Source organism: Pseudomonas sp. PDM17 (assembly GCF_014851985.1).
Classification (GTDB): Bacteria; Pseudomonadota; Gammaproteobacteria; order Pseudomonadales; family Pseudomonadaceae; genus Pseudomonas.
In genome coordinates this window covers 37275-50703 of record NZ_JACVAT010000012.1, presented here as the reverse complement: position 1 = coordinate 50703, position 13429 = coordinate 37275, and the positions used below count along the sequence as shown (strand labels likewise).

Sequence of the window (13429 nt, the reverse complement as noted above, 5' to 3'; positions counted from 1 at the left end):
GCGGCTGCTGGGCGCTTCACCCGACCGGGGTTCAACCTGGACCGGGCTCAACCACCCAGCGCAATGATGGCGAACAGCAGCGCCGTACCCACTACCGCCAATGCAATCCCGCCCGCCCAGGGCGAACCGCCGGAATAGCGGGCGAGCATCCAGCCGGAGATGAACAGCATCACCAGCGCCACCGCATTGGAAGCGCGGATGGCCGGGCCGGTCTGGTCGATCAGCAGGAAGGGGATGACCAGCGGGAAGGTCGCCAGCACCACCAGCAGGAAGGTTGCCAGCGCGCCCTTGATGTCTGCCCAGCCGATCCGCGCCTCGATGGGCGTGCCGGCGCTGCCCAGCAGCCGCAGGCGCAGCACTTCCAACCCTTCCGCACCCGCCGCCGTGGCGATGCGCGGTGGCAGTTCGGCGGCGATGAGGCTCTGCCCGGCCCGCGGCTCGGTACCGCCCTGCAGGCGCTCCAGCAGCGTGCGGCTGCGAGTGCGTTCGGTCCAGGTGCGCATCAGGAAGATCACGGCATCGGCCAGGCCCCAGGCGAGGTTGCAGCCCAGCGCGGCGATCAGCATGGTGCGCACCTCCTCCCGCCCCGAGGTCGCCACGCTCAGCGAGCCGATGAAGGTCATGGCCATCAGCAGGCCGAAGATCACTTCGGTGATGCGGTCGATCGGTTCCAGCACCCGCTGCCAGGTGCCCTTCTCGGCTTTGTCCATCGCTTCCCTCCTGATCGGCGAGCACGGCTCGTCGTCCCTCGTTCATGCCATTGGGTGAGCGCTTGCAAGTGGTGATCGAAGCAACGCGTCCGGCCGGGGCTAGCCCAGCCGGACGATGTCGACCGAAATTTCCACGGCGGTGACGCCGCCGCGGTTCTCCAGCCAGTGCGTGGTGGTGTGGTCCTCGGGCCAGCCGACGCCCGGTCCGTAGTCGGTGGCGATTCCGTCGCGATGGTCGGTGATGGTGCCCTGCAGGATGAACACCGTGCCGGGGCGGTCCACGTGGTCATGCAACGGCCCGAAGACGCCGCCGGGCGCGATGGTCACCCGGCGCATCCGCAATTGCCGGCCGGCCATGCCCTCGATCTCCGGGCCGAGGTCGACCGAGGACAACAGCTCCACCGTCACGCCCCGGGTCTCGGGGGCCACCTCTTGGCTGTTCATCGCGCGCGCCTCGCTGAACGACAGGTTCTCTGTGCCAGTAAAGACGTTGCATGGCGCCGCTCTAAGCGAGGCGACAAAGGGTCGTTCAGCCCACGGCTGGCAGGGGCTCCAGGATCGCCACGGCGCGCACGAAACCGGCGGAGGCGTGGCGGATCTTGTAGGGGAAGCAGCTGACCAGGAAGCCGTGGTCAGGCAGTTGCTCGAGGTTGGCGAGTTTCTCCATCTGCCCGTAGCCGATGTCGCGCCCGGCCTTGTGGCCTTCCCAGATGATCGACGCGTCACCCGAGGCGGCGAAGCGCTCGCGGGTGTACTTGAATGGCGCGTCCCAGCTCCAGGCATCGGTGCCCACCACCCGCACGCCGCGCTCCAGCAGGTAAAGCGTTGCCTCGCGGCCCATGCCGACGCCGGCTTCGAGGTAGCCCGGCTGGCCGAACAGGCTGCCGGCTCGGGTGTTCACCAGCACGATGTCCAGCGGCTGCAGAGCATGGCCGATGCGCGCCAGTTCGGCCTCGACCTCGGCGGCAGTCACCACATGGCCGTCCGGGAAGTGACGGAAGTCCAGCTTCACGCCCGGCTGCAGGCACCACTCCAGCGGCAGCTCGTCGATGCCGAAAGCCGGTTTGCCACCGTCGGTGGTGGACGCGTAGTGCCACGGCGCGTCCATGTGGGTGCCGCTGTGGGTGGTGATCTGCAGGCGCTCCGCCGCCCAGGACTCGTCGCCGGGCAGGTCTTCCTTGCGCAGGCCGGGGAACATCGCGGCCATTTCCGGCCAGCCCTGCTGGTGGTCCATGTAGTCGATCTTCGGCAGCAAGGGCGGCGGGTCGGTGTAGGGGTTGTTGTCCAGGGTCACGGACAGGTCCAGCAGGCGGCGTTGGTTCAGGCTCATGCGGAAATTCCTTTGCGGGCGGCGGCGCGGCTGCGACGCGGCGGAAGGTCGAGGGCGTTGCGCAGCAGGCCGGCCACCGTGCCGTCGTGGCAGAAGCCCAGCTCGCGGGCCTGCGGTGTGCGCAGTGGCGGATAGGCGCCGAACAGCGCCTCCAGTTGCGGATCGGGTTCGAAGGCGATGCGCTCGCAGCTGGCCTCGCCAAAACAGGCGGCAAGCCCGGCAAGCACCTGGGCGATGGACAGCTGCAGCACCGGCAGCTGCCATACCCGCTGGCTGCCGGGCTCCCTGAGTTCGGCGGCGTGCAGCAGGTTGTCCACGCAGCAGCGGGCCGACATCCACCAGGCGCTGGCCTGCGGCGACACCGGGCAGGTGTAGCTGTCCCCCGCCGCACAGGCGTGCAGCAGGTCGCTCATGAAGGCCGAGCGCAGCCCGTTGGGCTCGCGCGGCCGGGCGACTATGCCGGGCAGGCGCAGCGCGCGCCCGTCGACTTCGCCGCGACGGGACAGGTCCTGCAGGGCAATCTCCACCATGCGCTTGTGCGCCGCGTAGGACAGCTGCGGCGCCGCCGGCTGTTCCTCGTCCATCCGCGCCGGCAGCTCGCCGCCGTAGACCGCCACGCTGCTGGCATACACCAGCACCGGCGGCCGCGCGGGATTGCGCAGCTGGTGCAGCAGCTCCAGGCTGGCCTGCAGATTGACCTGGTAACCCAGTTCGTACTGCGCTTCGGCGGCACCGCCGGGCACGCTCACCAGGTGGAACACCACGTCGACACCATCGGCCAGCACACGGCGCAGCAAGGCCGGATCGGTGACGCTGCCGTAATGCCGGCGCAGGCGCGAATCGTCAGGCAGGCCGTCGAGTTTCTGGTCCAGCAACAGCAAGGCTCCGATCCGCCTGCCGCGCAGCTCGCCCACTTCCAGCAGGCGACGCACCAGCAGGCGGCCGACGAAGCCATTGGCCCCGCTGACCATCACGCGCATGGCCAGCCCCCTTGCACCACGCGCTGGTCGATGGCGCCGAAGAGCACCTCGCCTTCGCTGCCGCACGCTTCCATGCGCACACGGTCGCCGAAGTGCATGAAGGCGGTACGCGGTGCCCCGTGGGCGATGGTTTCGATGGCGCGGCGCTCGGCGATGCAGGCCGAGCCCACCGAGCGATCGGCGTTGGACACGGTGCCCGAACCGATCAGCGTGCCGGCGCTCAGGCGCCGCGTCAGGGCGGCATGGGCGATCAGCTCATGGAAGCCGAAGTGCATGGCGCCGCCATGGGGATGGCCGAACCATTCGCCGTTCCATTCCACCTTCAACGGCAGATGCACGCGGCCGTCGCGCCAAGAATGGCCCAGCTCGTCCGGGGTCACTGCCACCGGGGCGAAGCTGGATGCCGGCTTGGCCTGGAGGAAGCCGAAGCCGGTCTTCATCTCGCGAGGCGCCAGCGCGCGCAGGCTGACATCGTTGAGCTGCAGCACCAGGCGCACATGCTGCAACGCCTGCTCCGCCGGACAGCCCATGGGCACCGCGCCGAGCAGCACGGCGAACTCGCCTTCGAAGTCGATGCCGTGGGCTTCGCTGGGCAGCGGGATATCCGCGCGGGGACCGAGGAAGTCGTCGCCAGCACCCTGGTAGATCAGCGGAATGCGCTCGACGCCTTCGATAGGTTCCAGGTTGAAGGCCTTCTGCATCAGCTCGCCGTGGCTGAGGAAGCAGGAGCCGTCCAGCCATTGCCAGGCGCGTGGCAGCGGCGCGGCGAGTTGCGCCGGGTCGAGGTCGAAGGCGCCGGCGACGGCGTTGGCGTTGAGCCGCTGGTACAGCCTCTGCAGGTCGGACTCCAGCAGCTCCCAGTTGTCCAGAGCGGCCTGCAGGGTGGCGGCGATACCGCTGGCATCCACCGCCCGCGTCAGGTCGCGGGAGACTACCAGCAGGCGGCCATCGCGGCTGCCGTCATCGAGGGTGGCGAACTTCATGGCAGCAGCTCCTTCAAGTCAGCCGCGTAACGGCCATCGAGAAGAATGAAGACCATCCGCGCCATCGCTTCGGTGCGATTGCTCCAAGCGTGATTAGTGCCGCGCTGCACCACGATGTCACCGCGCTTGAGGTGCACCTCGCCGTCATCCAGCACCAGCCAGACCTCACCTTCGGTGACGATGCCGTAGTCCAGGGTCTGGGTGCGGTGCATCAGCTTGTGCTTCGAGTCGGCCTTGCCGGTGCCGGCATGGGATTCGCCGATTTCGGCGAAGACCGCTGCGGCGTCTTCGGCGCTGACCTGGTTCTGCACGCTGTCCGGCGGGATATCCACCACGCGGATGACGCTGCCCAGCGGCCCGGGGCTGAGCTGCAGCGGCTGCGCGGTGGGGTCGTCGCCGTTGTCCAGCGGCGCGGGACTGCCGAGGCTGTTCCACACCTCGTAGAACAGGGTCCCGGGCACCGCCTTGAGCGGGAAGTTGTTCGGCGTCGGGCCGCAGCTGGCGACCACCGCCTGGCCCTGGCCATCGTGGCCGGTGACCACACGTTTGAAGGTGGGAAGCTGTTGCATGCTGTCTCCTTTCAATTGCCGTCACCGATGGTCGTGCCACCGTCGACGATGAGATTCTGTCCGCTGATGAAGGCGCCACCCGGGGCGGCCAGCAGCAGTGCCAGGGCCGCCACTTCCTCGGGCCGGCCGACCCGGCGCAGCGGCGTGAGCGCCAGGCGGCGCTGCAGGACGTCGGGGTTGTCGGTGAGCGGACGGGCGAATTCGGTGTGAATCACGCCGGGGCTGATGGCGTTGACGCGGATGTTCGCCGGGCCCCACTCCACCGCCAGGTTGCGCGCCAGCTGCGCCAGCCCGGCCTTGGACAACCCGTAAAGGCCCAGGCTCTTGTTGCCGCGCACGCCGGCGATGCTGGCCATCAGCACCACGCTGCCGCCGCCACCGTCGGCCATGGCCGGGAGCAAGGCGCTGGTCAGCCACAGCGCGCTGCGCAGGTTGACGGTGAAGGTCAGCTCCCAGTCGGCATCGCTGGCCGTGCCGAGCGGCCCCAGGTGCGGCGCGACGCCGGCATTACAGACCAGCGCATCGAGCTGGCCGAGATGTTCCAGAGCCCGCTGCGCCAGTGCCTGCACGGCATGAGCGTCACGCAGGTCGGCGGGTACGGCGATCACGTCGATGCCCTCCTCCGCCAGCGACTGCAACGCTCGCGCACAGTCCTCGGCACTCTCACTGCTGATCACCAGACGCGCGCCGGCAAGGCCGTATTCACGGGCGACGGCCAGGCCGATGCCGCGAGTGGCGCCGGTGACCAGAGCAGTCTTGCCGGCCAGGGAAAACAGCGAGCTCATGCCTGGCCCGCCAGCAGACTGGCAATGATTCGCCGGGCGCGGTTGGCGCCGGCATCGACATGGATGTCGACCATAGGCCGTTCGCCGAAGCGCAGCAGGTTAGCGTACTGCGCCTCGATCACCTGCTTGTCCTCGTCGAAGGTCAGGCGCGTCTGCTCCAGCACCCGGCTCAGGTTCTCTTCCGGGTCGGCCTGGGGATTGGTCGCCTGGGTCCAGAAGTAGTGACAGGTCTCTTTCGTCTCCGGGGTAACGCCATGGAAGCCGCGCAGGTGGAAGCCACCCCGCTCGGGCGTATCGATGGGCTCGCTGCCGGCATCCACCGCGCCGGTCCAGATGCACAGGTGCGACGGCTGGAATTCGATCTCCTGCCAGCGGTCGATGCGCCCCGTGAACGGGTAGGCGTCGCGGTAGGTGGGTGGCGGCTCGGAGTCGAGCATGTGGCGCACCACCCGTACCGACTGCTCATCGCCGCTGACCTGCATCTGCGCGTTCATGTGGATGCGCGCGTTGCCGCCGATGGTACGCAGGTGCACGTAGCCCAGGTGGCTGAGGTCGAGCAGATTGTCGTGGATGAGCTGCCAAGGCGCCGCGTAGTGGTAGACGTCACCGCCGAAACGGTACTGGCCGCTGTCGTGGTGCGGGTAGGCCGGTGGTTCCCGGTCGGGGGCGCCGCTGCCATGCCAGAGCCAGAGAATCTGGTCACGCTCGCGCAGGACGAAGGCCTTCACCAGCGCCTTGCCGGGCACCTTGGCCTGGCCGGGAATCTCCAGGCAGCGGCCATCGGCGCCGAACAGCAGGCCGTGGTAACCGCAGCGCAGACCGTCCTGCTCGAGGGTGCCGAGTGACAACGGTAACGCTCGGTGGCAGCAACGGTCCTCCAGTGCGGCGACGCTGCCATCGGCCGTGCGGAACAGCACCAGCGGCTGCCCGAGCAGCGTGCGCGCCAGGGGCTTGTCGGCGAGCTCCCAGGCGAAGCCGGCGACGTACCAGCGGTCCTGCGGGAAATCGGGCTGGCCGGTGGGCGCAGCGGGGTCGAAAGTGGCGATGGGGCTGGGAATCATCGGTGGCTCCTCAGAGATCGAGTACCAGGCGCGGGCTCTTCGAGCGCGAGCAGCAGGGTGTGAACTGGTCGTTGCGGGCGTGTTCGGCATCGGTCATGAACAGGTCGCGGTGCTCCGGCTCGCCGGCCAGCACGCGGGTCACGCAGGTGCCGCAGATGCCCTGCTCGCAGGACAACGGGATGTCCACGCCGCACTCCAGCAGTACGTCGGCGACGCTGCGCTCAGGAGGAATCAGGAAGCACTGCCCACTGCTCGCCAGTTGCACCTCGAAGCTACCGCTGGCGGCCTCGGGCTCGGGCGCCGCCGCGAAGTACTCCCGGTGCAGGCGCGACTCGTCCCAGCCGGCCTGGCGCGCACTGTCCAGCACATGGGCCATGAAACCGCCGGGCCCGCAGACGTAGAGGTGTGTGCCGTCCGCCGGCGCTGCCAGCAGGCGCGCAGCATCCAGGCGCTGCCCGGCGGGGCCGTCGTCAAAATGCAGCTGCACCTGGTCGGCGAAGCTCGACCGGCTCAGGCGCTCGAGGAACGCCGCGCGGTCGGCCGAGCGGCAGCAGTAGTGCAGCTCGAAAGCGGCGCCGCTCTGCGCGAGTCGTTCGGCCATGCAGAGGATCGGCGTGATGCCGATGCCGCCGGCGAACAGCAGGCTGCGGCCGGCTTCATGGGCCAGCGGAAAGAGGTTGCGCGGTTCGCTGATGCGCAGCCGCGTGCCCTCTTCCACCGCCTCGTGCAGGCAGCGCGAACCACCGCGTGAGGCCGGGTCGAGAAGCACCCCGATCTGGTAGCGGTCGTGCTCGCGCGGGTCGTTGCACAGCGAGTACTGGCGCACCAGCCCGTTGGGCAGGTGCACGTCGATATGCGAACCGGCGCTGAACGGCGGCAGGCTGGCGCCGTCCAGCGAGCGCAGCTCGAAGCCGAGGATGTCCTGCGCCTCGTGCTGGCGGCGGCTGACGCGGACCTCAAGCATGGCCGGCCTCCTTCGCTACTTCGGCAGCCGTGCGCTCTTCGGCGATCAGCCGGTCGAGCACGCGACGGGCACGGATCGCACCGGCATCGCCGACCAGCAGCACCGGCTTGAGCGACCAGAACTCGGCGTCGCCCATCATTTCCTGTTGCGCTTCGAGCATCGGCAGGTCTTCGGTGGCGAATGGCCGGCGAATCGCCTCGACCTGTTCGCGGGCCAGTTGCTCGCCCATCGGGCCCATGGCTTTGGGGAAGCACATGGCAAACCAGTAGTGGGTGGTCTTGCCGGTTTCCGGCGTGAACAGGTGCGGGATCGGGGTGTTCACCCCTTCGCTGCGCGGCCGCCCGGTGGGCACCGCGCCGGCGTACAGCAGCATGTTGGCGGGGGCGTCCCAGCACACATCGATCCAGCGGTCCACCGGGGTGCCGTGGGGGATGTTCATCGCCTGGTAGAGGAAGTCCGGCATGATCTCGGCCACGGTCTGGCGGTTCGACCAGACGCTGTCGCCCTCCTGCTCGACGCTGGTGATCGCGCTCTTCACACCTTCGCCGCCGAGGGTCGCGGGGTGCAGGAACTCGACGTGGCTGAGGTCCATGATGTTGTCGGTTTCCAGCACGTAGTTGGCCTTGGCATGCAGGTAGCCCTTGCCGACGAACCAGTGCCCGGCGTCCATGCAGCTGAAGTCGGGAATACGCTGCGGATCGGCCAGCGCCGGCTCGCCCATCCAGATCCACAGCAGGCTGTGGCGCTCCACCAGGGGATAGGCCCTGACCTTGGCCGCCCGGGGGATGACACCGTCGCCGTGGGGGTTGTGGGTGCAGGCCCCGCTGCTGTCGAAGCGCAGGCCGTGGTAGGCGCACTGCACCTCGTCGCCCTTCAGGCAACCCATGTGCAGCGGTGCGAAGCGATGCGGGCAGCGGTTGCCGATGGCCCGGGCGATGCCCTGGCTGTCGCGATAGAGCAGCACGGGCTCGTCCAGCAGGGTGCGCGGGAACAGTTGCCCGGCCTCGACCTCGGTGTCCCAGGCAGCGGCGTACCAGGTGTTGCGCAAGTAGCTCACGGTCATGTCCTCGTTCTTGTTGTCGTGATCAGGCCAGTGCCTGAGCCTTGATCTGCCGCCCCAGCAGCACCAGGCACAGCGGAGCCAGTGCAAGCTGGGCCAGCGCCACCAGCAGCAGCGCATGCGGCAGCTGGGTGGCGATGCCGCCGGTGAGCGCCAGCACCAGCAACGGGCTGACGAATTCGCCGGCGAAGATCGACGCGGTGAAGCCACCGGTGGCGCGGCCGCGCTGGTCGAAGCCGACCTGCTGCATCACCTGGGTGATCAGCGTCGGCAGCAGCAGGCCCACGCCCAACCCGTTCAACAGCACGGCGAGGACCACGGGAGCATGGCTGGACGAAAGCGCCATCAGCCCGCCTCCCAGGCCCGCCGTAGCGAAGCCCAGCGCCAGCAGGCGACGCGCCGGCAACCCGGCGAGCAGACGGAAGGTCAGCGCACCGGCCAGCACGCCGAGCTGGTTGGCGCCCATGGTCAGGCCGATCTGCTGCGGGCCGTCGACGTGCAGCAGTTGCAGCAGGTAGCCCGCCTGCACCGGCACGATGAACAGGCTGACGCCGGCCAGCCCGGTGAGCAGGTACAGCGGCGCCAGCGCCGCCCAGGGGAAGCGCGAGGCGCTGGTTGGCGCATGCTCGACGCGGTGTGCCTGCGGCTCCCAGAGCAAGGCGGCCATCAGCGGCAGGCACAGCATGCCCACGGCATAGAGCACGAACGGGGTGCGCCAGCTGCTCTCCCCCAGCGCGCCGCCCAGGCCCATGAACAGCGCGGCGGACAGCGAGGTGGCAACCATCTGCAGGGCGAACAGGCGCTCACGGCGCTGGCCGTCGAAGTAGTCGCCCATCAGCGTGGTGCAGCAGGTCATGATCCCGGCTTCCGCCAGGCCGATGCCGGCGCGGCTGGCGACGATCAGGCCGAGCGAATCCAGCCACAGCGGCAGCACGCCGCAGAGGCTGTACAGCAGCATGCTGGCGAGCAGCAGGGAGCGCCGTCCCACGCGGTCGGCCAGCACCCCGGCCAGCGGCGCGAGGAAGGCGATTACCAGCGCCGGCAGGGTCAGCGCCACCGGCACCAGCACGGCGGCGCCGGGAGTCTCGGCAAAGTGCGCCTGCATGCGTGGCAGCACCGGCGCGATGAGCACCGCGCCAAGCACCGGCAGGCAGCTGCCGAACAGCAGCAACAGCGCTTGCGCGCCACCCGCGCGGCGATCAGCGCTCATGGGGCACCTCCACCAGCAGGCAATGGGTGGCGCCGTACTGGATCAGGCCGGCGCGCAGCTCGCGCCACAGGGTCTTCAGGCAGGGCATGGGGTCGTCCTCTTGTTTTCGTTGTGTGGACTCAGCGCGCCTGGCTGCAGGCCAGGGGCGTGGCGGCGTGCTGCTGGCAGCAGTCGCGGTCGTGGTGGACTTCCTGCAGGTGGTGCGCCGCCACGGTGGGTTGCGTCTCCACCCGTGCCTGGCGCTGCGGCAGGAGGAAATACGCCAGCGCCGGCAGCAGGATCAGTGCGCCGACCATGTTCCAGACGAACATGAAGGCCAGCAGCACGCCCATGTCGGCCTGGAACTTGATGGGCGAGAAGATCCAGGTGCCGACGCCGATGGCCAGGGTCACGCCGGTGAGCATCACCACCTTGCCGGTGAACAGCAGCGCGCGGTAATACGCCTCGGACAGGCTGGCGCCCTGGCGCAGCTGCGCCAGCACGATGCTCATGACGTAGAGCGCGTAGTCCACGCCGATGCCCACGCCCAGGGCGATCACCGGCAGGGTCGCGACCTTCACGCCGATGCCCAGCGCCACCATCAGCGCCTCGCAGAGGATCGAGGTGAGCACCAGCGGCAGCACTGCGCAAAGCACCGCGCGCCAGGAGCGGAAGGTCACCAGGCAGAGGAGGATCACCGCGCCGTAGACCCACCAGAGCATGTCGCGGTTGGCCTGTTTCACCACCTGGTTGGTGGCTGCTTCGATGCCGGCGCTGCCGGCAGCGAGGAGGAACTTCGCCTGCTCACTGTCGTTGTCGTGGGCAAAGGCCTGCACGCTATCGACCACCCGCGCCAGGGTGTCGGCCTTGTGGTCGGTGAGGTAGGCGTAGAGCGTCAGCAGGCTGCAGTCGTCGTTGTACAGCCCGCGCGGGGCGTTGGCGGTGACCATGTTCAGGGTCGCCTGGTTGTTCACCAGCTCGTACCACTTCGGGCTACCCTCGGAGAGGCCGACCAGCACCCGGCGGTTGAGCAGCGCCAGCGAGTTGGTCGAATCCACGCCCGGCAGGCCGCGCAGTTGCCAGTCGAGGTCATCGACACGCTTGAGGGTGTCGTAGGCCGAGCAGGCGCCGGCCGGGGTCTGCACCATCACCGCGAAGACGTCGCTACTGGCGCCGTAGTGCCGGGTGACGAAGGCGTTGTCACGGTTGTAGCGCGAATCCGGGCGCAGCTCGGGAGCGCCGGCGTCGAGGTCGCCGACCTTCAGGTGCAGGCTCACGGCATAGCCGCCAGCGGCCATCAGCGCGGCCACGGCGATGCACGCGGCGGCCCAGCGGCGACGGGTGAACAGGTCGAGGAAGCGCCACATGGCGTGCTTGTCCGCCCCGCTCGCCTCGGCCTCCTCGGCGCGCAGGCTGCGCCGCGCTGCGCGGGCACTGACGCCCACGTAAGAGAGCAGCACCGGCAGCAGGATCAGGTTGGTGAAGATCAGCACCGCCACGCCCAGGCTGGCGATCACCGCCAGGTCCTGGATCACCTGGATACGGATGATCATCAGCACGGCGAAACCCACGGCGTCGCACAGCAGCGCGGTGAGCCCGGCGAGGAACAGCCGGCGGAAGGTGAAGCGCGCCGCCACCAGGCGATGCATGCCACGGCCGATGTCCTGCATGATGCCGTTCATCTTCTGCGCGCCGTGGCTCATGCCGATGGCGAACACCAGGAACGGCACCAGCACCGAGTATGGGTCCAGCTCGTAGCCCAGCAGCGGCAGCAGGCCGAGTTGCCAGACCACCGCGACCAGCGAGCAGATCACCACCAGCGCGGTGCTGCGCACGCAGCGGGTGTACCAATAGAGCACCGCTGCGGTGATGGCGATGGCGGCGGCGAAGAACAGCAGGATCTGCTTCAGGCCGTCGATCAGGTCGCCCACCACCTTGGCGAAGCCGGTGATGTGGATGTCCACGCCCTGCCCCTGGAAGCGCGCGCGCAGGCTTTCCAGCTCATGGGCGAAGGCCGTGTAGTCCAGCGCCTGACCGTCCGGGGTCTTCTCCAGCAGCGGCACGTAGACGATGCTCGAGCGCTGGTCGAAGGCCACCAGCTGGCCGATCTCGTTGGAGCGCTCGACGTTGCGCTTGAGTTCTTCGAGTTTGGCGACGCCACCATCGTAGCCGTCTGGAATCACCGGGCCGCCTTCCAGGCCGTCCTCGGTCACACCGGTCCAGCGGGTCGAGGGTGTCCACAGCGACTTCATCGCCGCACGGTCGACGCCGGGCAGCAGGTAAACCGCATCGTTGAGCTGCTGCAGGCTGTGCAGGTAGTCCTTGTCGTAGAGGCTGCCGCGCGGGTTGGCCACGGCGATGCGCACGGCGTTGCCCAACCCGGCCAGCTCCTGGCGGTGCTCCAGGTAGTTGTGAATGAACGGGTGCTCGCGCGGAATCATCTTCTCGAAGCTGGCGTTGAGCGTCAGGCGGGTGGCCTGCCAGCCCAGCAGCAGGGTCGCCGCCAGGCACAGCAGCAGGACCAGGGCGCGGTGGTTGAACAGCGCGCGTTCCAGCAGCGAGCCGGAAGCACTGTCGAAGTCGTCGAGGCGGCCGCTGGACGGCGCAGGGGAAGTCGTGGCGTGCATGGCTCAGTCCGCGCGAAGGGGTTGGGAAGAAGGCGCCAGGCGGCGCGCACCGGCCATGCCGACGGCGACGATGGCACCGTCGGCAGCGCTGGTGGCAGCGGTCAGCGGCAGGCCGTCGGAGACCGGCAGCGGCTGCGCGGCGAAGGCATCCAGGCCGCTGCGCAGCAGCATCCCGGCCTGGTTGGCGAGCAGCAGCTGGCCGCCGGTGACGCGGATGCCGTTGAGCGATGCGGGAATCGGATTGGCCAGCGGCTGGAAGCTTTCGCCGGCATCGTCGGAAGCCAACAGGGTGCCACGCAGGCCGCCCACCAGCAGGCGCCCACCGGGCAGCACGGCGGCGGCGAAGTAGCTGCCGTCGTAGGGGCTTTGCAGGGCATCGAAGTGGGCGCCGTCATCGCGCGAACGCAGCAACAGGCCTTGCTCGCCAGCGACGTACAGGTCACTGCCGGCGCGTGCCAGGGCGTACAGGTGAAGACCGCGCTGGTTCGGCAGCCTGCCCATCTCGGACTGCCAGCTACGACCGCCATCGGCAGTGCTCAGCGCCACGCCGTAAGCGCCGACCACCAAACCGTGATGGGTATCAGCGAAGCTCAGCGCCAGCAGCGGTTTGTCGGCGCCGTCGGCCACCAACCTTTGCGCAGCGGCGACGCGCGCAGCGTCTCCGGAAGCCTCGGCGGCCTGCTGTTCCAGGACAGCACCACGCTTGCCGTCGAGTTGCAGGGTCCAGTGCTCGCCGCCATCCTCGCTGTGCAGCACCACGCCGGCGTGGCCGATGGCCCAGCCACTCTGCGCATCGATGAACTGTACGGCAGTCAGGCCGGCGCTCACCGGCACCGCCGTGGCCTGGCGCCAGGTAGTGCCGTTGTCGTCGGAGAGCAGCACCACGCCACGCTCCCCCACTGCCACCAGACGCTCGCCAGCGCGGGCCACATCCTGCAGCACCGCACGCAGGGCCTGCGGGCCATGCACGGCGGGCTGCGCCAGGACATCCACGCTGCCACCGGCAAACGCCGCGGGCACCGCGCAACAGGCTGCCAGCAGCCAGGCGGAGAGACTCTTCTTCATCGCACGCAACCTTTCTTTTTTCTTGTAATCGGTACAGCCGGGATCGCGACGTAGCTCCCTGCAGGAGCGGGCGGTGCCCGCAATCGCGAGCTGGGCCTGCTCCTAC

The 13429-nt window shown here is 69.0% G+C and carries 13 protein-coding genes; all 13 read right to left on the bottom strand.

The features are described 5' to 3' along the window. Nucleotides 1-47 precede the first annotated feature (47 nt). Nucleotides 48-710 carry a VIT1/CCC1 transporter family protein gene (locus IB256_RS29570; protein ID WP_192294875.1) on the bottom strand — a complete coding sequence of 221 codons (663 nt, stop codon included), beginning with the start codon at nt 708-710 and terminating at the stop codon, nt 48-50. Between the two features lie 99 nt (nt 711-809). Then, nucleotides 810-1154, bottom strand: a complete 345-nt coding sequence (locus IB256_RS29565; RefSeq protein ID WP_192404918.1) for a cupin — start codon at nt 1152-1154, stop codon at nt 810-812. Nucleotides 1155-1239: 85 nt separating this feature from the next. Next, entirely contained in the window at nt 1240-2040 is an 801-nt protein-coding gene (locus IB256_RS29560) for a cyclase family protein (protein ID WP_081518472.1), read from the bottom strand. Beyond that, entirely contained in the window at nt 2037-3020 is a 984-nt protein-coding gene (locus tag IB256_RS29555; RefSeq protein WP_192294877.1) for an NAD-dependent epimerase/dehydratase family protein, read from the bottom strand. The genes IB256_RS29560 and IB256_RS29555 overlap by 4 nt, the downstream gene beginning before the upstream one ends. Further along, nucleotides 3011-4003, bottom strand: a complete 993-nt coding sequence (locus tag IB256_RS29550) for a fumarylacetoacetate hydrolase family protein (RefSeq protein ID WP_192294878.1) — start codon at nt 4001-4003, stop codon at nt 3011-3013. The genes IB256_RS29555 and IB256_RS29550 overlap by 10 nt, the downstream gene beginning before the upstream one ends. After that, complete coding sequence (locus tag IB256_RS29545) at nt 4000-4572, bottom strand: cupin domain-containing protein (RefSeq protein WP_192404917.1); 573 nt, start codon at nt 4570-4572, stop codon at nt 4000-4002. The genes IB256_RS29550 and IB256_RS29545 overlap by 4 nt, the downstream gene beginning before the upstream one ends. An 11-nt stretch (nt 4573-4583) precedes the next feature. Beyond that, complete coding sequence (locus IB256_RS29540; protein ID WP_192294880.1) at nt 4584-5357, bottom strand: SDR family NAD(P)-dependent oxidoreductase; 774 nt, start codon at nt 5355-5357, stop codon at nt 4584-4586. Further along, nucleotides 5354-6418, bottom strand: a complete 1065-nt coding sequence (locus IB256_RS29535) for an aromatic ring-hydroxylating dioxygenase subunit alpha (protein ID WP_192294881.1) — start codon at nt 6416-6418, stop codon at nt 5354-5356. The genes IB256_RS29540 and IB256_RS29535 overlap by 4 nt, the downstream gene beginning before the upstream one ends. A 10-nt stretch (nt 6419-6428) precedes the next feature. After that, nucleotides 6429-7382 carry a PDR/VanB family oxidoreductase gene (locus tag IB256_RS29530; protein ID WP_192294882.1) on the bottom strand — a complete coding sequence of 318 codons (954 nt, stop codon included), beginning with the start codon at nt 7380-7382 and terminating at the stop codon, nt 6429-6431. Further along, a complete protein-coding gene (locus IB256_RS29525; RefSeq protein ID WP_192404961.1) occupies nt 7375-8439 on the bottom strand; it encodes a Rieske 2Fe-2S domain-containing protein in 1065 nt (354 codons plus the stop codon). The genes IB256_RS29530 and IB256_RS29525 overlap by 8 nt, the downstream gene beginning before the upstream one ends. Before the next feature lie 28 nt (nt 8440-8467). After that, entirely contained in the window at nt 8468-9652 is a 1185-nt protein-coding gene (locus IB256_RS29520) for an MFS transporter (protein ID WP_192404916.1), read from the bottom strand. A 119-nt stretch (nt 9653-9771) separates the two neighbouring features. After that, on the bottom strand, nt 9772-12258 hold the full coding sequence (locus IB256_RS29515; protein ID WP_192404915.1) for an efflux RND transporter permease subunit: 2487 nt from the start codon (nt 12256-12258) through the stop codon (nt 9772-9774). A 3-nt stretch (nt 12259-12261) separates the two neighbouring features. Next, the gene (locus IB256_RS29510) at nt 12262-13323 is read right to left on the bottom strand and encodes a WD40/YVTN/BNR-like repeat-containing protein (RefSeq protein ID WP_192404914.1); all 1062 of its coding nucleotides are present in this window, start codon (nt 13321-13323) and stop codon (nt 12262-12264) included. Nucleotides 13324-13429 lie beyond the last annotated feature (106 nt).

What these genes read in the sequence shown, in the direction of transcription:
- IB256_RS29555 (WP_192294877.1), bottom strand. Translation starts at nt 3,020, where the DNA reads ATGCGCGTGATGGTCAGCGGGGCCAATGGCTTCGTCGGCCGCCTGCTG.
- IB256_RS29560 (WP_081518472.1), bottom strand. Translation starts at nt 2,040, where the DNA reads ATGAGCCTGAACCAACGCCGCCTGCTGGACCTGTCCGTGACCCTGGAC.
- IB256_RS29540 (WP_192294880.1), bottom strand. Translation starts at nt 5,357, where the DNA reads ATGAGCTCGCTGTTTTCCCTGGCCGGCAAGACTGCTCTGGTCACCGGC.
- IB256_RS29515 (WP_192404915.1), bottom strand. Translation starts at nt 12,258, where the DNA reads ATGCACGCCACGACTTCCCCTGCGCCGTCCAGCGGCCGCCTCGACGAC.
- IB256_RS29520 (WP_192404916.1), bottom strand. Translation starts at nt 9,652, where the DNA reads ATGAGCGCTGATCGCCGCGCGGGTGGCGCGCAAGCGCTGTTGCTGCTG.
- IB256_RS29565 (WP_192404918.1), bottom strand. Translation starts at nt 1,154, where the DNA reads ATGAACAGCCAAGAGGTGGCCCCCGAGACCCGGGGCGTGACGGTGGAG.
- IB256_RS29550 (WP_192294878.1), bottom strand. Translation starts at nt 4,003, where the DNA reads ATGAAGTTCGCCACCCTCGATGACGGCAGCCGCGATGGCCGCCTGCTG.
- IB256_RS29510 (WP_192404914.1), bottom strand. Translation starts at nt 13,323, where the DNA reads ATGAAGAAGAGTCTCTCCGCCTGGCTGCTGGCAGCCTGTTGCGCGGTG.
- IB256_RS29530 (WP_192294882.1), bottom strand. Translation starts at nt 7,382, where the DNA reads ATGCTTGAGGTCCGCGTCAGCCGCCGCCAGCACGAGGCGCAGGACATC.
- IB256_RS29545 (WP_192404917.1), bottom strand. Translation starts at nt 4,572, where the DNA reads ATGCAACAGCTTCCCACCTTCAAACGTGTGGTCACCGGCCACGATGGC.
- IB256_RS29535 (WP_192294881.1), bottom strand. Translation starts at nt 6,418, where the DNA reads ATGATTCCCAGCCCCATCGCCACTTTCGACCCCGCTGCGCCCACCGGC.
- IB256_RS29570 (WP_192294875.1), bottom strand. Translation starts at nt 710, where the DNA reads ATGGACAAAGCCGAGAAGGGCACCTGGCAGCGGGTGCTGGAACCGATC.